Source organism: Streptomyces subrutilus (assembly GCF_001746425.1).
Lineage (GTDB): Bacteria > Actinomycetota > Actinomycetes > Streptomycetales > Streptomycetaceae > Streptomyces > Streptomyces subrutilus_A.
Genome location: NZ_MEHK01000001.1, coordinates 6,539,568 through 6,561,051 on the forward strand (window position 1 = coordinate 6,539,568; position 21,484 = coordinate 6,561,051).

The 21,484-nt window shown below is 72.8% G+C and carries 19 protein-coding genes and 1 pseudogene; 16 read left to right on the top strand and 4 right to left on the bottom strand.

What is annotated here, in order from left to right; genetic code table 11:
- Positions 1-6 precede the first annotated feature (6 nt).
- The 8 genes from BGK67_RS29840 to BGK67_RS39120 all read left to right on the top strand — a co-directional run bounded on the left by BGK67_RS29840 (position 7) and on the right by BGK67_RS39120 (position 10,640).
- Complete coding sequence (locus BGK67_RS29840; protein ID WP_069922985.1) at positions 7-693, top strand: RNA polymerase sigma factor; 687 nt, start codon at positions 7-9, stop codon at positions 691-693.
- Complete coding sequence (locus BGK67_RS38400; RefSeq protein ID WP_141754085.1) at positions 690-1,217, top strand: hypothetical protein; 528 nt, start codon at positions 690-692, stop codon at positions 1,215-1,217. The genes BGK67_RS29840 and BGK67_RS38400 overlap by 4 nt, the downstream gene beginning before the upstream one ends.
- Before the next feature lie 520 nt (positions 1,218-1,737).
- On the top strand, positions 1,738-3,315 hold the full coding sequence (locus tag BGK67_RS29850; RefSeq protein WP_244291354.1) for an AbfB domain-containing protein: 1,578 nt from the start codon (positions 1,738-1,740) through the stop codon (positions 3,313-3,315).
- Positions 3,316-3,374: 59 nt separating this feature from the next.
- Positions 3,375-3,962, top strand: coding sequence for an RICIN domain-containing protein (locus BGK67_RS29855; RefSeq protein WP_069922988.1), 588 nt, complete (start codon positions 3,375-3,377; stop codon positions 3,960-3,962).
- A 35-nt stretch (positions 3,963-3,997) separates the two neighbouring features.
- Positions 3,998-4,672: an RICIN domain-containing protein gene (locus BGK67_RS29860; protein WP_069922989.1), complete on the top strand. Its 675-nt coding sequence runs from the start codon at positions 3,998-4,000 to the stop codon at positions 4,670-4,672.
- Between the two features lie 121 nt (positions 4,673-4,793).
- Positions 4,794-5,942, top strand: coding sequence for a hypothetical protein (locus BGK67_RS40805; protein ID WP_069922990.1), 1,149 nt, complete (start codon positions 4,794-4,796; stop codon positions 5,940-5,942).
- 152 nt (positions 5,943-6,094) lie between these two features.
- Positions 6,095-10,366, top strand: coding sequence for a polymorphic toxin-type HINT domain-containing protein (locus BGK67_RS29870; protein WP_167739607.1), 4,272 nt, complete (start codon positions 6,095-6,097; stop codon positions 10,364-10,366).
- Between the two features lie 13 nt (positions 10,367-10,379).
- On the top strand, positions 10,380-10,640 hold the full coding sequence (locus BGK67_RS39120) for a hypothetical protein (RefSeq protein ID WP_069922991.1): 261 nt from the start codon (positions 10,380-10,382) through the stop codon (positions 10,638-10,640).
- 666 nt (positions 10,641-11,306) lie between these two features.
- Here the strand turns inward: BGK67_RS39120 and BGK67_RS29880 are convergent.
- Entirely contained in the window at positions 11,307-11,768 is a 462-nt protein-coding gene (locus BGK67_RS29880) for a MarR family winged helix-turn-helix transcriptional regulator (protein ID WP_069922992.1), read from the bottom strand.
- A 193-nt stretch (positions 11,769-11,961) separates the two neighbouring features.
- On the opposite strand from BGK67_RS29880, the gene BGK67_RS29885 reads away from it, so the two are divergent.
- The 3 genes from BGK67_RS29885 (at position 11,962) to BGK67_RS29895 (ending at position 15,448) form a co-directional block, all read left to right on the top strand.
- Entirely contained in the window at positions 11,962-13,239 is a 1,278-nt protein-coding gene (locus BGK67_RS29885) for an MFS transporter (protein ID WP_069922993.1), read from the top strand.
- A 45-nt stretch (positions 13,240-13,284) separates the two neighbouring features.
- Complete coding sequence (locus tag BGK67_RS29890) at positions 13,285-13,722, top strand: GlcG/HbpS family heme-binding protein (RefSeq protein ID WP_069922994.1); 438 nt, start codon at positions 13,285-13,287, stop codon at positions 13,720-13,722.
- A gap of 100 nt (positions 13,723-13,822) precedes the next feature.
- A complete protein-coding gene (locus BGK67_RS29895; protein ID WP_069922995.1) occupies positions 13,823-15,448 on the top strand; it encodes a family 20 glycosylhydrolase in 1,626 nt (541 codons plus the stop codon).
- 42 nt (positions 15,449-15,490) lie between these two features.
- Here the strand turns inward: BGK67_RS29895 and BGK67_RS29900 are convergent, their stop codons facing one another.
- Entirely contained in the window at positions 15,491-16,048 is a 558-nt protein-coding gene (locus BGK67_RS29900) for a MarR family winged helix-turn-helix transcriptional regulator (protein WP_079154445.1), read from the bottom strand.
- 194 nt (positions 16,049-16,242) lie between these two features.
- On the opposite strand from BGK67_RS29900, the gene BGK67_RS29905 reads away from it, so the two are divergent.
- Positions 16,243-17,247 carry an alkene reductase gene (locus BGK67_RS29905; protein WP_432215532.1) on the top strand — a complete coding sequence of 335 codons (1,005 nt, stop codon included), beginning with the start codon at positions 16,243-16,245 and terminating at the stop codon, positions 17,245-17,247.
- Positions 17,248-17,277: 30 nt separating this feature from the next.
- Here the strand turns inward: BGK67_RS29905 and BGK67_RS29910 are convergent, their stop codons facing one another.
- Positions 17,278-18,090 carry an endonuclease I family protein gene (locus tag BGK67_RS29910; protein ID WP_069922997.1) on the bottom strand — a complete coding sequence of 271 codons (813 nt, stop codon included), beginning with the start codon at positions 18,088-18,090 and terminating at the stop codon, positions 17,278-17,280.
- Positions 18,091-18,308: 218 nt separating this feature from the next.
- Here BGK67_RS29910 and BGK67_RS29915 point away from each other — a divergent pair, with 218 nt between their 5' ends.
- Together BGK67_RS29915 and BGK67_RS38405 are read left to right on the top strand one after the other, a co-directional pair.
- Complete coding sequence (locus tag BGK67_RS29915) at positions 18,309-18,875, top strand: DJ-1/PfpI family protein (protein ID WP_069922998.1); 567 nt, start codon at positions 18,309-18,311, stop codon at positions 18,873-18,875.
- A 69-nt stretch (positions 18,876-18,944) separates the two neighbouring features.
- Entirely contained in the window at positions 18,945-19,163 is a 219-nt protein-coding gene (locus BGK67_RS38405; RefSeq protein ID WP_141754086.1) for a hypothetical protein, read from the top strand.
- On the opposite strand, the gene BGK67_RS29920 is transcribed toward BGK67_RS38405, so the two are convergent.
- Positions 19,147-19,959, bottom strand: coding sequence for a glutamate ABC transporter substrate-binding protein (locus BGK67_RS29920; RefSeq protein ID WP_069922999.1), 813 nt, complete (start codon positions 19,957-19,959; stop codon positions 19,147-19,149). The two genes, BGK67_RS38405 and BGK67_RS29920, sit on opposite strands and share 17 nt — an antisense overlap.
- Before the next feature lie 217 nt (positions 19,960-20,176).
- On the opposite strand from BGK67_RS29920, the gene BGK67_RS29925 reads away from it, so the two are divergent.
- Positions 20,177-21,265 (top strand): hypothetical protein, encoded by a 1,089-nt coding sequence (locus BGK67_RS29925; RefSeq protein ID WP_069923000.1) that lies wholly within the window; start codon positions 20,177-20,179, stop codon positions 21,263-21,265.
- 80 nt (positions 21,266-21,345) lie between these two features.
- Positions 21,346-21,418, top strand: a pseudogene (locus tag BGK67_RS39125).
- Positions 21,419-21,484: the final 66 nt, after the last annotated feature.

The following is a 21,484-nucleotide window of genomic DNA, read 5'->3' on the forward strand; positions in this document are numbered from 1 at the left end:
AACCCTGTGCTCCACCTCGCACCACCCGTCGGCCCCCTCACGCCCGGCTTCGCCCGGGCGTGGCGGGGCCTGTGGTCGTTGCTGCGCCGCGACCGCTCCGCTCCGGCGGCGGGGCCCCGGCCGTACGGGCTCCCGTACGAAGGCCCGTACGAGAGCCCGAGCCCAATCCCGTACGGCGGCGACGCCGCGGCCGGTCCCGGGGACCCGCCGCCCACCGTCACGGCGCTCTACCACGCGCACCGGCTGCGCATGGTCCGGCTGGCGGTGCTCCTCGTCGACGACCTGGCCACCGCCGAGGACGTGGTCCAGGACGCCTTCACGGCCCTGTACCGCCGCCACGGCGAGCACATCACCGAGGTGGACAACGCCCTGGGCTACCTGCGCACCTCCGTGGTCAACACCTCGCGCTCGGTCCTGCGCCGCCGGCGCACCGTCCGGGCCTGGACCCCTCCCGCGCCGGCCGACGTACCGTCCGCGGAGGCGCACGTGGTCCTGGACGAGGCGCACCGCGAAGTGCTCGCCGCGCTCGGCCGGCTGACCCCGCGCCGCCGCCAGGTGCTGGTGCTGCGGTACTGGGCCGACCTCAGCGAAGCGGAGATCGCGAACACCCTCGGGATCAGCCGGGGAGCGGTGAAGTCGAACGCGAGCAGGGCGCTGGACGCGCTGGAACGGATTTTGGAGGGACGGGTATGACGTACGGCGAAGGCCCGCTCGAACGCCCCGTCGAAGGCCGGCTGCGGGAGGCCCTGGACGCCCGTGCGGCCGGGATCACGGTCCGCGCGCTGCGCCCCGCCGATCCGCCGGGGCCGCGGGTTCGAAGGTTCCCGGCACTGCCGCTGCCGCTGCGGCTGCGCGGGCTCGGGCTGCCGCTGGCCGGGCTGGCCGCCGCGGCGGCGGCCGTGGTGGGCTACCTCGTGTCGGCTCCGGAGCCCGCCCCGCTGCGGCCCGCCCCGCCCGCCGCCCCGCCCGAGATCGGGCCGCCGACGCCGTCGCGGACGCCGTCCTCCTCGCCGACCCCGTCCGTGAGCACGGTGCCGAGCACGGCGCCGAGCCCGGATCCGAGCGCCTCGCCCTCCGCGGCGCCGACCTCGGCGGGGAGCCCGGCGGGGAGCCCGCTCCCGCCGTCGAAGTCCGCGACCCCCTCGGCGGGCCGGCCCCCGAGCTCCCCCTCGGCCCCGGGCGCGGTGACCCCCAGCCCCTCGGAGCCCGGGCGGTAGGGAAGTCCTTCAGGGCGCGGCCCGGCCCGCGCCGGGCGCTGTGCCGGCGCCGGAGTCCGGATCCCCGAGCCTCTCGCCCCCGCCTGCGAGGCGCGGATTCTACCCGTCAGTAGCGCTGCGAAATCCTGGTGTGGACCAGCCCACACCTTGCCCTTGTGTCCTGTCGCCGACGGGCGGTCAAGGCCGTACACCGGCTGGCCGACGGTCCCGTAGCCGGTGTGACGACTGGGTCGGGAGGGCTCGTCAAGAGCGGAAGGGGTCCGCGCGCTCTGGCTCTTCCGGTCCATGAAATCGACCATTTCGCACGATGCCCCAGCCCTCGTCGGCCCGACCGCAAGACTAGTTTCAGCGGAAAATTGACTGAAAAGCCCTCAATAAATCGCCAGATTGGCAGCAACCGGGCGGGAGCGGTCAATTCCGTTTTGACTGACCTTTGGTGATCTCCAAGACTGCGCCCACCGACCATCCCGCACGCATGGGGAACTGCGTGCGGGCCTAGCAGGGGGAAACCGAAAGCAGAATGAAGAAGAGCTACTCGAACTCCCGTCGCATGACCAAGGCCGTGACGCGCGGGCTCGTGACGGCCACCGCGCTGGCCGCCGTCAGCGGCGTGGCCGCGCCGCTCATCGCGCTCGCCGCCCCGTCCGCCGCCGTGGCCGCCGCCGGGATCGGGACCACCGACAAGCAGCGCGTCGACGCCGCTGCCGTCGTGCGCCTCGACCCGAGCCCGGACGTACTGCTGCTCAGCGACATCGACTTCATCCACGCCCTCTGGCAGAAGGCCCGCGACGGCGGGGAGGCCTTCGACTCCGTGCGGCTGGCCGCCGAGGGAGCCATGATCAGCGACGTGGCCGACGAGCACGTCGCGTTCATCGCCACCGGCATCCACGAGGCGTACGCCGTCGACAAGCAGCGCGAGAAGGACAAGGCCGACGCCGCCCGCGACGCCCGGCTCGCCAAGTCCCAGGTTCTGATCGCGGTCGGTATCCCGAACAGCCCCGACCTCCTCGACCTCAGCGACGACAACTTCATCCGCGCCGTGATGCGGCACGAGGCCGCCGGTCCCGAGGTCCGCGCCGCCGCCGCGACGGCCCTGGCCGGCGACGCCGCCGCCTGGCGGGAGTTCATCACCAACGGCGCCCGCGAGGCCCACCAGCGCGACGTGGCCAAGGAGCTCAAGGAGTTGGAGGAGCGGAATCGCGAGGAGGCTGAGCGCCGCAAGGAGCAGGCGGCCCGCGCCAACGCGGCCGCACTGTTCCGCGTCGCGGTGACCGACGCCATGCTGGTCCTCAGCGACGACAACTTCATCCGCGAACTGCTGCGCGTCGCACCGGCCGACGCCAAGGAGAGCGAGCTGTACGCGGCGGGGCAGCGCGCGGTCCTCAACCCCGACCCGGCCGTGTGGAAGCAGTACATCCACACCGGCGCCGAAGAGGCGTACAAGAAGGACGACGAGGCCCGCCGCAAGAAGATCGCCGATGCCAACCGCCTGCTCGTCACGCAGATCCAGGCCGCTGCCGAGAAGACCGGCGTGAACCCGAACCTGGTCGCGGCCGCGAAGGCCGCGCTGGCCGCCGGGGACCAGGCCGTCGCGCAGTTCCTCAAGGAGGAGAGCCTCTACCGGGCCAAGCGGCAGACGCTCCAGCCGGTGAACGCCAAACTGCCCGGCTTCGCCATCCGGCAGTCCGGCGTCGACGCCGGCGAGGCGTTCATCGCTCCCGTGTCCGCCGGCTCCAAGCAGGCCGACCGCGAGGACGCCACCTGGGTCGTGGTGCCCGCCCTGGGCGGTCAGCCGAACTGCTACTCCTTCGAGTCCGCGCGCAAGCCCGGCCACTACCTGATGCAGAAGGACCTGCGGGTCCGGCTGACCGCCAGCGACAACAGCGCGCAGTTCCGCAAGGACGCCACCTGGTGCGCGAAGAAGCCCCTGGTCGGCTCCGGTACGTCGTTCGAGTCGGCGGGCCAGCCGGGCCGCTTCCTGCGGCAGTACCAGGGCGACCTGCACGCGGCCGACAAGAGCGGCAAGAACCGCTTCGACGCGGAGAAGGACTTCGCCCTGGACGCCACCTGGAAGGTCGCCACCCCGCTCGCGCGCTGACCGCAGCAGCCGCCGCCGCAGAATCCTTCCCTCCCACCTGAGAAGAACGGAAACACCCCATGTCTCGGATCATCCGATCCGTTCTGGCCATCGGGGCCAGTGCCGCCGTGCTCGCCGCCGGCGTGACCGTCGCCGTCGCCGCCGGAGAGCCGTCCACCCCGTCCGTCACCGCGGTGACCGCCGCGGTCGCGGCGCCCTCTGCCGTACAGCTCAAGGCCGAGCACAGCGGCAAGTGCCTCGCGATCGGCAACGCCGGCCTGCGCAACGGCACCAACGCCGGCCAGTCCACCTGCGCCGACGACGCCGAGAACCAGAAGTTCGAGATGGTGCCCACCGGTGCGGGTAACTTCGAGCTGAAGTTCAAGCACTCCGGCAAGTGCCTCGACGTGGAGGGCTCCGGCACCACGAACGGCACGGTCGTCCAGCAGTGGTGGTGCGTGGGCGCGCAAAACCAGCGCTGGCGCCTCGTGATGGTCGACATCGCCAACGAGCTGTACGAGCTGCGGCCCGCCCACACGGCGGCGAACGCGCAGCGCTGCCTGAACGTCGCGTCCGGCAGCAAGGACGACGGCGCCGCCGCGCAGCTGGCGTCGTGCAGCGGTTCGGCCGCCCAGAAGTGGCGCGTCCAGCCGGTCACGGCAGCCTGAGCATCCAGATCCCGCGAGAGGAAACCGATCCCATCATGTCTCGGATCATCCGGGCCGCCCTGGCCGTAGGCGCCACCTTCGCCGTGCTGGCCGGCACCGCGACCGCCGTGCAGGCCGACGGGGACACCGATGCCCGTTCCGCGGCCGAATCCGCTCGCCTCGCGGCCGAAGCGGCGCAGAAGGCCGCCAATGGCGATCCCGCCGCAGCGGCTCGCGAGGCCGCGCTCGCGGCGCAGGCCGCAGCGCAGGAGGCCAGGTCCCGCGCCACGATGGCGCAGACGGCCATCACCCTCACGGCCGCCCACAGCGGCAAGTGCCTGGACGTCGAAGGCGGCAAGTCCACGGACGGCATCAACGTCCAGCAATACACCTGCAACGACAGCGACGCCCAGAAGTGGAGTGCCGTCGCCGCGGTGGGCGGCAGCTTCGAGCTGCGCTCCGTCCTCAGCGGCAAGTGCCTCGAGGTGCAGCAGCAGGGGACCCAGAAGGGCGCGGCCGTCCAGCAGTTCAAGTGCGGGCAGGGTGCGCACCAGCGCTGGCAGCTGGTGCTGGTCGACCCCGTCCGCAAGCTGTACGAGGTGACGCCGATGCACGCCGCCGCCATGTGCCTGGACGTCCCCGGCGCCAAGAAGGACAACGGCATCGACGCGCAGCTCTACACCTGCAACCGGTCCGACGCCCAGCTGTGGCAGGTCCAGCAGGCCAAGTAGGCCTGCCGAACGGGGGCGCGCGAGCGCGCCCGTAGAAGTCGCGGAGGGGCGGGGCCGGGCGTACGGCCCTGCCCCTCTTCGGCTGTGAACACGTTCTTTCTTTTCTCAAGGGGGTCTTCAGGTGAGTCGTCAGTGGTGGGGTGGGCGGACGGCGGCGGCCGGCGTGCTGGCCGGCGGGATCGCGATCACGGGCGTGGCCCCGGCGTGGGCGGACGCCGAAATGGCGGCCACCGCGCCGTCCTCCGTGTCCATCGCCCCGTCCGCGTCATCGGCCGTTCCGGGCGTGCAGGCGGAGCAGACGCCCTCGCCCGAGCTGGCCGCGGCCATAGAGGAGGCGCGCCGACGGGTGACGTCGATGGCGAAGACGCACCCGGCCGCCGAGGTGCGGACGTCGGCGTGGAACGCGCTGCGCAGCTCCCGCGGCGACGAGGCGCTCCTCGAGTGGCTCGCGCCCGGCGGCGGTTTCGATTACGCCAAACAGCGGGCGCGGGACACGCGCGCCCGGAACAAGGCGTTCTGCGAGCGCGTCGTGGCCACGCACACGGTGGGGTTCTCCCCCGAGGTGAGGGCGGCGGCCGCAAGGGCGCTGAAGGGGAGCGTCGCCGAGCAGGCGGCGTTCGTGAGGACGGGATACGCCGACGCGCAGCAGCGTAACCGCGCCGCGCGCGAGGCCACCGAACAGCAGCGGCTGGAAGTCGCCGCCAGGGACCGGGACTTCGTACGCACCCTCGGTGAGCGCGATCCGGGCGAACAGGTACGGGTCGCGGCGCAGTGGGCGCTGCGACCGGGTGCCACCACGGACACGGACGTGGCGGAGTTCTTCGGCTACGGGTGGGCCACCGGCGCGGCGTTGGACCTGGAGGCGTACCGGACGCGCGTGGCCGACGGGGAAACGGTGCGGCACCACACGCTGACGCTCCTGATCCGGGAGGCCGCGGCGGCCGAGGCGGCCGTCAAGGACGCGGCGGACGCGGCCCAGGCCCGCGCCGCGGCGGAGCGGGCCTGGAAGGCGGTGTCCGAACACGCCGACGCGGCGCAGCGCGCGTGGCTGGCCGAGCAGGCCGCCGCCGCTGCCCAGGCGGAGAACTGGCGGGCCGTTGCCCTGCTGTCCCAGCAGTCGGCCGAAGAGCTCTGGAAGGCGATCTCGGGCACTGCCGAGACCAGCCGGGGCGCCTGGGCCGGAGAGCAGGCCGGGGCCGTCGACGCGGCGGCGTTCTGGAAGGCCATGTTCGAGCGGGCCCAGGACGGCGAGAGCCGCGTCCGGGGCTGATCCCGAGGTCCGGCCGGTCCTTGACGGGACCGGCCGGACGGCATTCGACCACCCCGTCCGCTGACCTGGGCGGGGATTTCTTGATCCATTCGTCTAGGGGGTTTCCCGTGTGGGAAAGGTTCCGGCCCAGGGCCGGAAGGCTACGCGTGGGCGTGGCCGCGAACGTCCGGAAGGCCGTGTCCGCAGCGGTCGTCGTGGCGGTGCTGGGCACCGCCACCGGCGAGGCCGCTGCCGCGACCGCCGCCGTACGCAACGAGAAGGCGTCGCTGACGCAGACGCTGGCGTCGCTGGACCGGCTGGCGGGGGCGCTCAAGCCGAAGACGGCCGGCGCGGCGCCCGCCGCGAAGTCCGAGCTCCAGCAGATCAGCGACGAGCGGGACCGGCAGCTGGTCGAGGACTTCGCCGAGTTCGACGAGGAAGAAGAGGTCCGCGAGGCCGCCAGGAAGGCGCTGGAGAGCTCCGACCCGAACGCCATCCGGCAGTTCCTGGAGCACGGCGAGGCCGAGGCCCGCCAGCGCGCCAAGGACAAGCGCGCCGGTGCCGATACCGCGAACCGCCAGCAGATCGAGAAACTGCGCGGCACCGGCGGCCCGTTCTTCAATGCCGAGGTCGAGCGGGTCCTCAAGGGCACGGCACAGGACCGCGCCGACTTCCTGGCCTTCGGCGCGGACATCGCCAAGCAGCGTGACGAGGCGGACAAGCAGAACGCCGCCAAGCGCGCCGAGGAGAACCGCAAGCGCGTCGAGATGCTGGCGTCGGTGGGCGGACCCGCGGTGAAGCAGGCCGCGCAGGCCGCGCTGGACTCCAAGAGCGACGCGGTGATCGCGGAGTTCCTGGAGAAGGGCTACCAGGTCGCGGCGCAGCAGGACGCGGATGACCGGGCCGCCCACGAGAAGGCGCAGAAAGAGGCCCAGGAGGCCGCGGAGAAGCTGCGCGAGCTGGCCCGCAAGGCGGCCGTCGCCGCCGAGGCCCGCACCAAGCTGATCGCCGCGCACGGCGACGCCGTCAAGGCGCTCAAGACCGCCTCGAACGCCATGTCGGCGGCGGCGTCGGCGGCGCGCGAGGCGGACCGGATGCTGGCGGCCGACCGGGCCGGCAAGCGCCTGTCCAACTACGACCAGGTCAAGGCCGAGGTCGCGCGTCAGGTCGGATACGGACAGGACGCCGCCAAGGCCGCTCAGGTCGCGGCCGCGCAGGCCAAGGTCCAGGCCGATGTGCTGGTGCAGACCGGCTTGGAGCACGGCACCCAGTGGTCCGAGGTCGCCGCGGGCATCGCCGCCGCCGCGGAAGCCGCGGTGAAGGCCAGTCAGACGGCCCAGCACGCGGTGGACGCCACCGCTGCCGACGCCGCCGGTCTGAACGCCCAGAACCAGGCCGAGCTGCACGAGCAGCAGGCCAAGAAGTGGCGGGCGAACGCCGAGGAGCACGCCCGGGCCGCGGCCCGGCTGGCCGAGGCCGCCGAGAAGCAGGCGAAGATCGCCGCGACCGCCGCGGCACGGGCCAAGGACGCGCGCGTGGCGGCGGAGCAGGCGGAGCGCGAGGCGTGGGAGCACGCCCGCAAGACCCGCGATGCCCGTATCGAGGCGCAGCGCCAGGCCGCGATCGCGGCCGAGCAGCGCAAGATCGCCGAGCGTGAGCGCGACCTCGCCGCGGCAGCCCGGGTGCGGGCCGAGCGCGAGCGCGACATCGCCGCGGCGGCGCGTGCGCGCGCCGAGGCCGAGGCCCGTACGGCTTCCGCCGCCCGCGCGCAGGCGCAGGCGGCCGCCGCGACGGCGGCGTCCGCGCGCGCGTCCGCCGCCCACCAGGACGGCATCGCAGCCGAGGCGGACCGCAAGGCGCGGGACGAGGAGACCAACGCCCGCAACGCCCGCAACTCCGCGTTCGCGGCCGAGCAGCGGCACGACGCGGCGGAGGCCCGGGCCAAGGCGACCGAGGCGATCGCCGCCTCCGCCCGCGGCACGATCGACGCGGGTGTGGCCCGGGCCGCCGCCGACCAGGCGCGGGCCGACGCCAACACGGCGGGCCAGGCGGCCGGACAGGCCCGCAGCGCCGCCGGCACGGCCGGCGGGGCGGCCGTGCGGGCGCGTTCCGCCGCGACGGAGGCCGCGGGTGCGGCCGCCCGGGCGCGGGCCGCGGCGGCCGAGGCCACCGCGCACGCCGCGCGGGCGGGTGCGGCCGCGAACAAGGCCGAGGCGGCCGCAGCGGCCGCCAACGCCGCCGCGAACAAGGCGGAGGCCGAGGCCGCCCTCACGCGCGCCGCCGCCCAGCGCGCCAACCAGAAGGCCGCGGAGGCCACGGCCCAGGAGGCCCGGGCCGGCATCGCCGCGCACGAGGCCGCCCGGCTGGCCGGTCTCGCCGCCATGCGGGCGAACAACGCCCTCCAGGCCGCGAACCGCACCAAGGAGGAGGCCCAGGGTGCCGTCCGCGAGGCGGCGATGGCGCGGGTCCAGTCCACCATCGCCGTCAAGGCGGCGGCGGCGGCGCGCAGCACGGCCGCCGGCATCGCCGAGCCGGCCAACATGGCCATCGAGCTGACCGCGCCGTTCGCCGGCAAGGACGTCGACGCCGACTTCGCCGCCGAGGTCGCCGCCGCGGCGGAGGGGATGGGCGCGGAGCAGGTCGCCTCGGCCGAGGCGAAGGCCGCGGAGGCGGTCAAGGCCGCCGAGGCCGCCGAGGCCGCGGCCCAGCGGGCCAACGCCCAGGTCGCTCCGGCCTTCAAGGCCGCCGCGGCGGCGGCGCGTTCGTCCGCGAGCGCCGCGCGTTCCGCCGCGGCTGCCATGAAGTCGGCGGCGCAGGCCGCCGAGGATGGTGCCAAGGCCCGCGCGGCCGCGGCCCGCGCCAACCAGGCCGACGCGCAGGCCCAGGCCGACGCCACGCTCGCCCGCGATGCCGCCAAACAGGCTTACGCGGACGCGACCGCGGCCCGTAACGCCGCCAATCAGGCGGAGGCGGAGGCGGCCCGTGCCCGGGGCGCCGCGGCCGAGGCCGACAGCCACGCGGTGGCCGCGAACAGCGCCGCCAAGCTGGCGGAGCACGAGGCGACCGTTGCTCAGGGCGCTGCCGCGCAGGCGGAGAAGGACGCCGCGGACGCGAACAAGTTCGCGGAGTCGGCGGAGGGCCACGCCAAGTCGGCGGAGGCCGCGGCCAAGAACGCCAACACGTACGCCCGCGAGGCGGACGAGGCGGCGACGAAGGCCGAGGAGTACCAGCGCGAGCAGGAGCGCAAGGCCCGGGAGGCGGCGGCGAAGGAAGCCGGGACCAAGACCGGCGCCTCGAAGCTGTCCAAGCTGGACGAGTGGGCACTGAAGAAGGCGGGTCTGTCGCCGGAGGAGTACGAGAAGTGGCGCGCCTTCGCTGACAAGGACCTGAAGGACTTCCTCCTTGAGGAGGGCGGGGAGATCCTCGTCGATCTCCTCTTCGGCGACATCAAGGACTGCTTCACCGAGCCGAACATCGAAAGCTGCTTCTGGGCGGTGATCGGCGCCCTCCCGTGGGGCAAGGCGCTCAAGCTCATCAAGGAGATGCCGGCGATCACCAAGGCCATCTCGCGCGTCGTGGGTGGCCTCGACGACTTCCTGAAGAACTCCGCCAAGGCCAAGGAGTACATCAGCAAGGGCGAAGAGGCCCTGAAGAAGTTCCGGAAGGCGCCCGAATGCCCTGTCGTCGTCGAGGACGGGCCCAACAGCTTCACTCCGGACACCCGTGTGGTGACCGCTGACGGTTCGACCGTACCGATCGCGCGCCTTCAGGTCGGGCAGCGGGTTCTGGCGACCGACCCCCGGTCCGGAAGGACCGAGGCCCGTGCGATCACCAGGGTGATCGTGGGCGAAGGCCTCAAGGCGATGCTGCAGGTCACCGTCGACACCGACGGCGCGGCCGGGGACGCGACCGACACGGTTACGGCCACGGAGGGGCACCCGTTCTGGGTCGACAACCGGGGCCGGTGGCTCAGGGCCGGTGACCTCACGGCCGGGGACTTGCTCCGCACCCCCGAGGGCCAGTTGCGCGAGGTGGTGAACACCCGTGCGTGGAGTGAGGTCCGCAAGGTCTACAACCTCAGCGTCGAAGGTATTCACACCTACTATGTCCTGGTGGGCGGGGCCGCGGTCCTGGTCCATAACACAGGCGGTATGGAGGGTTGCGGCGACGCCGCCTACCAGGGCGTCCTGCACATCCGCGAGGAAGCCGAGAAGGAGCGGAAGGCGGGCAAGCCCAACAACCACGAAATGGGTATGACGGACGACGAGCTGGCCGATTACCTCGATGGCTACGCAGGTCGCGGCGACGGCAAGGCACTGAAGAACGGCGGTGTCGGCTGGTACGACAGCGCGCGCAACGTCACCGTGATCCAGCGCAGTGCATACTCGATGACCGCGTTCAAGGAGTCTGCCGAGGACTTCGCGAAGCGTCAGGCCAAGGATTAGGTGGTGGTTCAAGATGCGTGCGGCAGAACGTGACGGCCAGATCGTGATCTCCGTCTCTCCCGCTGAACTCCGGCGGATCTCAGGAGTCCTGGCCGAGTCGCTGTCCTCGATGTCACGACCGGAGTTCTTCATCCGGACCGGCTGCTCCAAGCCGAACGTGGAGGCACTCGTCCGACTGCTCGAGGACCTCGCCGAGGGTGAGGTCCAAGAGTCCGAACTCGATGTGACCGCCGGTGTGGAAGCGGACGAGAATCCGCGCCGGCCGAGGCGGTGAGTTCCGAGCCGTACCTCCTCCGGTGACGGCATCACGATGAACTGCGGCGGGCACTCGTGGGAGTGCCCGCCGCAGCTGTTGCATCCGGTCGGCGAGGCGGGCCGTCCGCCCCGTACCGCCCAGGCGTCGCGCCCGGCCCAGGCAGGAGAATCCTCCCCAACCGGTGTCGGCGGTGAACTCGTCGGCGGTGACCTCGGTGAACCGTCCCGCCTCGGGCTCTAGGCCACGTGCGCGCGGAACCCTTCCTGGCGGCGGGTCCTGGGGGCGGGTCCGGTACTTGTGAATGTGACGGCCTTCGGGGCTGGGGGGGGACACCGTGCTGTCGTGGACGGTCCTTCCACCGCAGGACACAGGGCAGTTCTGGACCGTCTCGAAGTCGGAGAGCCGGTGCAGGCTTTGCAGCACCACCGTCGCGGCCAGGACCTGCGGCGGCATCGACGGGCCCCCATGCGTCCAGGGGTACATGTCCGCGAACACCGACCCGGGGAACAGCACCTCGCGATGCCCGGCCAGGAGCGCGAACGCACTTCCTGCCGGGATCAACTCCCGGCAGGTCCCCCACGCGTCCTCGCCGACGCTCTCACCATCCCATTCCCCCTGCATACACAGACGTCTGGCCCCGCGTCAGCACCCGCGAGGCCTGACCCCCAAATCATTACTGATCTTCTAGACGGCCGCCGGGCCGCTGTTCTCCACCACCGCGACCAGCGGGGCCAGTTGGGGATTGCGGGCGGCTTCGTCCAGGGCCTCGCGCAGGGCGGTGTCGTTCGTCGGCCGGGCGGCCGCCAGGAGGGCCAGGCCCGCCTCGCTCACATCGGTGTAGATGCCCCGCCGGTCGGTGTCGCAGAGGTAGCGGCTCAGCAGACCCCGGTCCTCCAGCCGGCTGACCAGCCGGGTCGTCGCGCTCTGGCTGAGCAGGACCGAGTCGGCGACCTGGTGCATGCGCAGGTGCCCGCCCGGCCCGTTGTGCTGCCGGCTCAGGACGTCGAGCAGCGAGAACTCGCGGACGCTGAGGCCGTGCCCCGCCTGCAGCGCGCGTTCGATGTGCGACTCGATCCGCCCGTGCAGGAGGGAAAGGGCGCACCAGCCCTGGGAGAGGGCGGTGAGCGCGCTGTCCGTGGCCGTCATGGGCGCCTCCTTCGGAGCGGGTGGTACCGCGTATGAGCACCAGGATAGGCCACGTACGCAATAGCCCGCGCTTGCAAATATCCCGCGTCTGCAATTAATGTGGACGCAGGTAAGCGGCGGTAGCAAGATGCCGTCCCCGGTGGCCGCGCGCCACCCCGCACCACACCCCCACCGCTGAAGGACACCTCCCCTCATGCCTCTCGCCCTCCTCGCCCTCGCCATCGGGGCCTTCGGGATCGGCACCACCGAGTTCGTGATCATGGGTCTGTTGCCCGAGGTCGCCGGCGACTACGGCGTCTCGATCCCCACCGCGGGCTTCCTGGTCACCGGCTACGCCCTCGGCGTGGTCTTCGGCGCCCCGCTGATGACCGTGCTCGGCACCCGTATCCCCCGCAAGCGGATGCTGATGCTGCTGATGGGCCTGTTCATCGCGGGCAACGTGCTCTCCGCGCTCGCCCCCGCCTTCGGGATCATGCTCACCGGCCGCGTCGTCGCCTCGCTCGCCCACGGCGCCTTCTTCGGCATCGGCGCGGTCGTCGCCGCCGAACTCGTCGCCCCCGAGAAGAAGGCCGGAGCCATCGCCATGATGTTCACCGGCCTGACGGTGGCCAACGTGGTGGGCGTCCCGCTCGGCACCCTCGTAGGCCAGAGCCTCGGCTGGCGGGTCACCTTCCTGATCGTCGCGGCCCTCGGCGTCCTCGGCCTGCTCGGCATCGCCCGCCTGGTACCCGACCTGCCGCGGCCCGAAGGCGGCGTACGGATCCGCGGCGAGCTGGCCGCCTTCCGCAACGTGCAGGTGCTGCTGGCGATGGCGATGACCGTGCTCGGCTTCGGCGGCGTGTTCGCGGCGATCACCTACATCACCCCGATGATGACCGACGTGGCGGGCTTCGCCGACTCCTCCGTGACCTGGCTCCTCGTCCTCTTCGGCCTCGGCATGGTCGCGGGCAACCTCATCGGCGGCCGGTACGCGGACCGCGCGCTGATGCCGATGCTGTACGTCTCCCTGGGCGCGCTCGCCGTCACCCTGGCCGTCTTCACGCTCACCGCCCACAGCAAGGCGGGCGCCGCCGTCACCGTCGTGCTGATCGGCGCCCTGGGCTTCGCGACCGTGCCCCCGCTCCAGAAGCGGGTCCTCGACCAGGCCGCGGGCGCGCCGACCCTGGCCTCCGCCGTCAACATCGGCGCCTTCAACCTGGGCAACGCGCTGGCCGCCTGGCTCGGCGGCCTGGTGATCGCCGCCGGGCTCGGCTGGACCGCGCCGAACTGGGTCGGCGCGGCGCTGGCCGGCTCCGCCCTCGTGCTCGCGCTGGTCTCCGGCGCCCTGGAGCGCCGTACGGCGGGCGGCGCGGCCCGCGGCGGCCGCGTGGTGGCCGGGGCCCCCGAGGCGGCCACCGCCGCACCCGGCCCCGAGGCGGCCACCGCCGCACCCGACCACCAGGCGGCCACCGCCGCACCCGCCCGCCACTGATCCGCCCCCGCCCCCCGTACACCCCCCCCACCAGGAGAAAGCCGCATGTCCAGCGCCACCGGCACCACCCGTACCGCCGTCGCCCCACTGACCACCGAGGACGCCGAGCTGCTCGTCGCCGCCGCCACGGCCGCCGCCGAAGCGGCCGGGGCCACGGTCAGCGTCACCGTCCTCGACGCCGGCGGCCATCTGCTCGCCTTCCGCCGCGACGACCGCGCCGTGCTGATCTCCGGCGAGACCAGCACCCGCAAGGCCTTCACCGCGCTCCAGCTGAACGCGCCCACCGCCGACCTCGTCGCCGCCGTCCAGCCCGGCGCCCCCTTCCACACCCTGCCCACCGCCCTCGACCGTCCGCTGCTGTTCATCGCGGGCGGGCTGCCCGTCCACCGCGACGGCCGCCTCATCGGCGCCATCGGCGTCGGCGGCGGCGCGCCCGAGCAGGACCACGGCTTCGCCGCCACCGCGCTCGAGGCCCTGGTCTGAGCCCGCCGGGTCGCGCGCCCGTGTCCCCCGTGCCAGGTTGGGTACGGGGGACACGGACGCAGGGGGACGCGGGCACACGATCCGGAATCCGAGGTTTCACGTGAGAGGTCACGGCATAGCGGCGGCCACGGTCGCCGCACTGGTCACCCTGGCCACACCGGGCTGTACGGCCGCCTCCGACCAGGCCCGCGCCCCGGCGGCCCCCCCCCCCGGCGCGAGCACACCGGCCCGAACCGCCGCCCCCGCCCCGGAGCCCACCGCGGACGCCCCGTCCCCGACGCCCTCCTACGCCCTGTCCACCGCCCCGCGCACCATCCCCGCCGTACGCGAGCACGTGCCGGCCCGGGGCCCGGGCTGGAAGCCCGCCGCCGAGGCCCGCGTGGTCGTCGCCCCGGGCGACAAGGCGGCCCTGGCCGACGAGGGCAGGCTGCTCGCCGGTGAACTGCGCATGGGGTACGCCGAATCCGCGGAGCCCGGCCCCGGCGACGTGCACTTGTCCCTCGGCGCCAAGGGTTCCACCCCGGCCGAGTCGTACACCCTCGACGTCAAGGACGGCCGGGTCCGCATCACCGGCCCCGACGAGGCCGGCGTCTTCTATGGCACCCGCACCCTCAAACAGGCCGTGGGCAGCGCCGGTTCGGCTCCCGAAGGCACCGTGCGCGACGGGCCGGCCGAGCCGCAGCGCGGGCTCAACCTCGACATCGCGCGCAAGCACTTCACGCCCGACTGGATAAAGGACCGGCTGCGCGAGATGGCCGACCTGAAACTCAACCAGCTCGGCCTGCACTTCTCCGACGACCAGGCCTTCCGCATCGAGTCCGAAAGCCACCCCGAGGTCGTCTCCACCCCGCACCTCACCAAGGCCCAGGTGCGCGACATCACCGCACTCGCCGCCCGCCTGCACATCACCGTCGTCCCGGAGATCGACTCGCCCGGACACCTCGGCGCGGTGCTGCGCGCGCACCCCGACCTCCAGCTGCGCAACGCACAGGGCAGGGCGGTCAAGGGAGCGGTGGACATAGCGAACCCCGCGTCCGCGAAGCTCATCGACGAACTGCTGCGTGAATACCAGCCGCTGTTCCCCGGCGGGGCCTGGCACCTGGGCGCCGACGAGTACCAGGCGCTGGTGGTCCGCGACCCGGAGGCATCCTTCCCGCAGCTCGCCACCGCGGCCCGGCAGCGGTACGGGGCGAACGCCCGGGTGCAGGACCTGGCCACGGGCTGGCTCAACGACCGGGCGGACACCGTGCGCCCGTCGGGCAAGGCGCTGAAGGCGTGGAACGACGGGTTCTTCGCCGGAGGCGTGGCGAAGGCGGCCGACGACATCCAGGTCGAGTACTGGACCGGCAAGGAGATAGGGGCCCGTCCGCCGCTCGAGTACCTGCGCGAGGGACGCAAGCTCGTGAACCTCAACGACGAGTACCTGTACTACGTGCTCGGCGAGCCGAACCAGTTCACCTACCCCACCGGGCAGCGCATCTACGAGCAGTGGACCCCGCTGGTGCTGCGCGGCAGCACTCCCGTCCCGGCGCGGTACGCGGACCAGATCCTGGGCGGGCGCCTCGCCGTCTGGGCCGACCTGTCCGGCGCCCAGACCCAGGACCAGGTGGCGGCCGGTATCCGGCTGCCGCTGGCCGCGCTGTCCCAGAAGGTCTGGGACGCCCGCACCCCCACCCTGCCGTGGACCGGGTTCCGGAGCCTGGCCGACCGCCTGGACCCCCCGTAGGCCTCGGCGGGCCGCCGTAGACCTCCCGGGTCCGGGATCCGCTCAGTAGCCGGAGCCGGAGCCGGAGCCGGAGCCGGAGCCGGAGCCGGAGCCGCAGTCCCCGTCGCCGCCGCGGGCGAGCTCGGTGCACAGCGTGGTCTCCACCTTGCCCAGGAGGCGGGTCAGTTCCGCGCCCTCGGCCGCGTCGAGGCCGGCCAGCGTCTGGCGCTCCAGCTCGCGCCAGGCCCGGCGCACCTCGACGAGCAGCCCGCAGCTGGTCTCCGTGGCCTCCACCAGCGAGGCGCGGCGGTCGGCCGGGTCGGGGCGGCGCCGGACGTGTCCCGCCTGCTCCAGGCGCTGGAGCATCTTCGTCACGGTCGACGGGTCGAGGCCCACCGCTTTGATCAGCTCGGACTGGCGCACCGCCCCGCTGTCCCACAGGTGCATCATCAGGAACTCCTGCCCCGGGTGCAGTCCCAGATCCCGCAGGGCGCGGCCCGCGGCGATCCGGTGGAGCCGGGCCACGCGGCTGATGGCGTGACTGACCGGCCCGTCCAGCAGGGCCCCGGGCGCCGGGCAGGCGGGTTCGGTGCGCGGTTCCCCGGCTGCTTGCGCGGTCATGGCGGCGGTCCTCTTCTCGTCTCGGATGGGAAATCCTACCCGCCCCGCAGATTTTACCTTGGTCGACCAAGTAATGCGGTACGCTGCCTCCGAAGGCTATTCATTGGCCGACCAACTAATACTGTGAGGCAGATATGACCAGCGCATTCGAGCCCGTCCGCATCGCCGACGGCCTGCTCCCCAACCGCATCGCCCTGGCCCCCATGACCCGGAGCCGGGCGGCGGAGGGCGGGCTCGCCACCGGCCTCGTCGCCGAGTACTACACCCAGCGCGCATCGGCCGGCCTGATCATCAGCGAGGGGATCCAGCCCTCGGCCGTCGGGCAGGGCTACCCCTTCACCCCCGGCCTGCACACCGCCGAGCAGGTCGCTGCCTGGCGCGAGGTCACCGACTCGGTGCACGCGGCGGGCGGCCGGATCTTCGCGCAGCTCATGCACTCCGGCCGGATCGGCCACCCGTCGCTGCTGCCCGACGGCCTGGTCCCCGTGGCCCCCTCCGCCGTCGCCGCCGAGGGCCAGGTCTTCACCGCGGACGGCCTCAAGGACTTCGTCACCCCGCACGAGCTCACCGGCGCCGAGGTGCGGGCGACCATCGCCGACTACGCCGAGGCCGCGCGCAACGCCGTGGAAGCCGGCTTCGACGGCGTCGAGCTGCACGGGGCCAACGGCTACCTGATCCACCAGTTCCTGGCCCCGGGCTCGAACCTGCGCACCGACGAGTGGGGCGGCACCGCCGAGAACCGCGTCCGCTTCGCCGTCGAGGTGGTCAAGGCGGTCGCCGCCGCGATCGGCGCCGAGCGCACCGGGCTGCGCGTCTCGCCCGGGAACCCGTACAACGGCATCTCCGAGCCCGACCCGCGGCCCGTCTACGAGGCCCTGGTCAAGGAGATCGACGGGCTCGGCCTGGCCTACCTGCACGTCCTGGAGCACGGCCCCGAGGCCCGGGAGACCACGCTGGCGCTGCGCAAGCAGTTCTCCGGCCCGTTCGTGCTGAACCCGGCGACCGAGGGCCCCACCGACCACCGGGCGCTGACGCTGATCGAGGACGGCACCGCCGACCTGCTCGCCTTCGGGGCCCTCTTCCTGGCCAATCCCGACCTCCCGGAGCGGCTGCGTGCGCAGGGCCCGTACAACACCCCGGACCCCGCCACCTTCTTCGGCGGAGACGCCCGCGGGTACACGGACTACCCGGCCCTGTGAGGGCCCGCCCCGGGGGCCCGGGCGCTGCGGTCACCAGATGGAGGCGACCCACTCCGGGTGGTCGATGAACGGGTTCCGGTTGTGCTGGTAGACATCGAATATGACCTGGTTGCGGCGCCGCTCGAAGGCGTCCGGCGGGTCCGCCTGGTGCCACTGCTTCAGCACGCTGATCCGGCCGTGCGCGGGGGCGGAGCCGTTGCCGACCCGGTCGTTCAGCTCCAGGTCCGCGAAGCCGTCGCCGCCCTCGTAGCGGACGGCCATGTAGAGGAGCATCCGCGCCACGTCGCCCTTGACCGCGTCGCGCGGCTCGAAGGAGTCGGCGTCGGTGAGGCTGCCGGGGGCCTCGCCGACGGGGCTGCCGCCCCGGTCGAAGTCCTTGTTGCCCCGGGTGCTGTTGACGGTGACGTCCTCGGGGCGCAGGTGGTGCAGATCGGTGCCCGGGCCGGTCGCGGTCCCGAAGTCGCCGTGGCTCTTGGCCCAGACGTGCTCGCGGTTCCAGTCGTTGGCTCCGCCGCCGTTGGTGGACTTCGACTGCGAGCGGCCGGAGTAGACGAGGATGACGTTGTTCGGGTTCGCCGGGTCCTGGTCGGTGGCCTTCAGGGCGTTCCACACGCCGTCGTAGGTCACCTTGGACTGGTTCTTGATGATGCCGTGCAGGGCGGCCTTCAGGGCCGCGCCGGTCTTGCCCTGGGCGGCGGCGTAGTAGTCGTCGGCCGCGGTCGCGGCCGCGGCCGACCGGGGCTCCGCCGTCCGCTGCTGGCCGGCCGAGGCGGCGGCCGGTACGGCGAACAGGGCGGCCGCCGCGAGGCCGGCGGCCCAGGGAGTCAGGCGCGAGATTCTCATCACGTGGGGGATACCTCTCCACAAACACCGCCCCCGCCCGGGGAATTGGCGGGGTGTCAGGTGGCAGAGCGAGGCTCACATTGTCATGTGCCGTACAGGTGAAAACCATGTGTCGGGAGCGAGGACCTTGGCGGGTGTGCCGTCCGTGCGCCGCGGGCAGGGTAGCGGTGGCCCCACGGGGCCCGTCCGTCCGCGAACAGCCCCTCCTGGAGCAGCCCATGGCAGTGAAGATCCTCATCGTGACCGGTGACGCGGCGGAGTCGCTGGAGGTCCTGTATCCCTACCAGCGCCTGCGCGAGGAGGGGTACGAGGTCCACATCGCGGCGCCCTCGGTGAAGAAGCTGCGCTTCGTGGTGCATGACTTCGAGGACGGTTTCGACACCTACACCGAGAAGCCCGGCTACACCTGGCCGGCCGATCTGGCCTTCGCGGACGTGGTCACCGAGGACTACGAGGCCCTGGTCGTCCCGGGCGGCCGCGCGCCGGAATACCTGCGCAACGACCCCGAGGTGCGGCGGATCCTGGCCGCCTTCACGGAGGCGGACAAGCCGATCGCCCAGATCTGCCACGGCCCGCTGATCACGGCCGCGGCCGGGGGGCTGGCGGGCCGCCGGGTGACCGCGTACCCGGCGCTGGAACCGGACATGAAGGCGGCCGGGGCCGATTTCGAGGACTCCGAGACCGTCGTGGACGGCACCCTGGTCTCGGCACGCGCCTGGCCCGACCACTCGCGCTGGATGCGGGAGTTCCTGACGGTCCTGCGCGGCAAGGCCCCGGTGGTCTGACCGGCCGCGGCGACCGGGGCCCATCCGGCGGATCGTGCCGGGCAGGCCCCGGTTCCGGGAGCTCAGCGCTTGAGGACGAAGGTGAAGTCGCCGCCCCGCGCGAACCCGAAGCCCTCGGCGATCAGTCGCCCCGGCCGGGCCCGGGACCTCTCGGCCCCGTCCGGCTTCCGGCCCGAGGGCATTGCCTCCTCCGCCCGGGGCGCGGCCCGCACGGGCTCGCCGATCGACGGTCCGCTCCACCGGGCCGCCCCGGCCACCGCCTCGGTGATCGTCAGCTGCCCGTGGTGATCGGCGGGGCCGGCTCGTACTTGTAGTCGGGGCCGAAGTTCTTCTTCACGGCCGCCTCCCAGGAGCCGTCCTCGACCATCTTCTTCAGCGCGGCGTTGATCTTGCCCTGGAGCTCCTTGTCGCCCTTCTTGACGCCGATGCCGTAGTTCTCGACGCTCAGGTTCTGGCCCGTCAGCCTGAACTTGCCCTCGTTGCCCTTCCTGGCCGCGTACCCGGCCAGGATGGAGTTGTCCGTGGTCATGGCGTCGACGATGCTGTCCTGGAGGGCGACGAGGCACTCGGAGTACCCGGGGAGCTCCAGCACGCTCGCCTTGGGGGCGAGCCCCTTCCTGATGTTCTCGGCCGAGGTGGAGCCGGTCACGGAGCAGAGCCGCTTGTTGTTGAGGTCCTCCGCCTTGGTGATCGAGGTGTCGGCGGCGCGGACCAGCAGGTCCTGGTGAGCCACGAAGTACGGGCCGGCGAAGTCGACCTTCTCCTTGCGCTTGTCGTTGATCGAGTAGCTCGCGGCGACGAAGTCCACCTCGTTGTACTGGAGCAGCAGTTCGCGGTCGTTGCTGTAGACCTGCTTGAACTCGATCCGGTCCGGCGTGTAGCCCAGCTGCTTGGCCACGTAAGTGGCCACGTCCACGTCGAAACCGGAAAAGCCCCCGTCGGGCTCGCGCATGCCGATGCCCGGCTGGTCGAACTTGATGCCGATGGAGAGGGTCCCCGCGGCCTTGTCGTCACCGCCGCAGCCGGAGGTGGTCAGGGCGAGGGCGATCACCGCGGCGACCGCGCCGGCCTGGGGAACCTTCATTGCTGCACTCTTTCCTCGAAAAACGCGGGACGGCCGCCAGGGTCGCTGGGGCGCGTGGAACCGCGGGAACGTGGGGGGACGTCAAGACATGTGTACGAGGAAGCTAGGAAGGCGACGGGCACAGCGTCACTAGATCTGAGCAAAACTTGAGCATAACGATCCGGTTCGGCCGCAGAACCTGTGGCGGGTCCGCACCGGGGCGGGAGAAAGGGCGGGCATGGGGACAGGTTCGGTACGGGTCGACGGCAATGCGCTGCATCTGGGCGAAGGGGTGCAGATCCGCTTCATACGGACGCTGCGGCTGCCCGAAGCGGGCACGCACGCACTGCCGCCGGGGCTGGGGGAGTTCCCGCTGCGGCGGGTCGAGGACTACCCGGACACGGCGCCGCCGGAGTGGCTGGCGAAGGGCGGCGTGATGCTGCCGGTGTACCTGCGCGAGGCGATGTGGCTGAGCTTCGGCCGGAGCGCCGAACCCGCCGCGCTCCAGGTCGGCGTCGGCAAGGTGTGCGCGGTGTCGGGAGAGCGCTGGACGGGCCGGCTGGGCCGCGACCCGCAGAACTACGTGGTGCTGCCCCGCCAGCCGTGGCTGGACGGGATCAACTCGGGCGACGGGACGGTGCGCCAGTTCGTCGCCGTACCGCTCGGGCTCGGCGCCACCGTCGAGGGCCAGGTCACCGGCGAGGAGACCACCGGCGGGGTGCAGCTCCAGGCGTTCCCGCTCGGGGAGCAGGCGCTGGCCGAGTGGCGGCGCGCACAGCGGGAGGCCCGCAGGCCGGCGCCCCGGCCCGGAGGGGGCCCGGCGGCCCCCGGAGGCTTCGCCGGCTACGGCGGGCCCCCGCCCCCGCCCATGCCGATGGCGGCGGCGGCCGCGATGCCGGCGCCGGGTTCGGCCCCCGACCGGGGTGCGGCGCGCGCGGCTCCGGCGATGGGGCTCGGCGTCGGCGGCTCCATGCGCCAGGAGGTCTACCGCGACGACCGGCCGCTCTCCGCCTGGGCGCCGGAGCCGGCGGCGCGGGTCTTCGTCCACCTGGTGACCCCGCCCGCGTGGCGCCGCATCACCGGCGAGGACGCGCCGCCCTCGCCGGTGGACCGGGCCGCCTACACCCGGGCGGGGCTGCCCTGGTTCGACTACTACGACGAGACCGGCGCCGACCTCGCGCCCCCGGAACCCCTGACCGGGGTCAAGCCGGTGGGGGAGTGGCTCGGGGACGACCACGCCCCGTGGGCGGAGCCGGATCCCGCACAGGTCAAGCCGCTCGGAAACGCCCCGAGGCCGGGCAAACCCGTACAGGACGGTAACTGGTAGGCGCATTACGGCAGTCGGGAATCGGTCGCCCAAACTGGTGATCGATTTCCGGCCGTCGGCTCGGTAGGATCGCCCGCAGCAAGGCCGTAGCGCAGAGGTCGTCGCGCCCACGCATCGAGCTGGAGGACGTCGGTTCGAATCCGACCGGTCTTGCGTCCACGTGACGGATACGCGCTGGATACGTGATCGACGCCGGACACCGGCGATGGAACCGGTGGA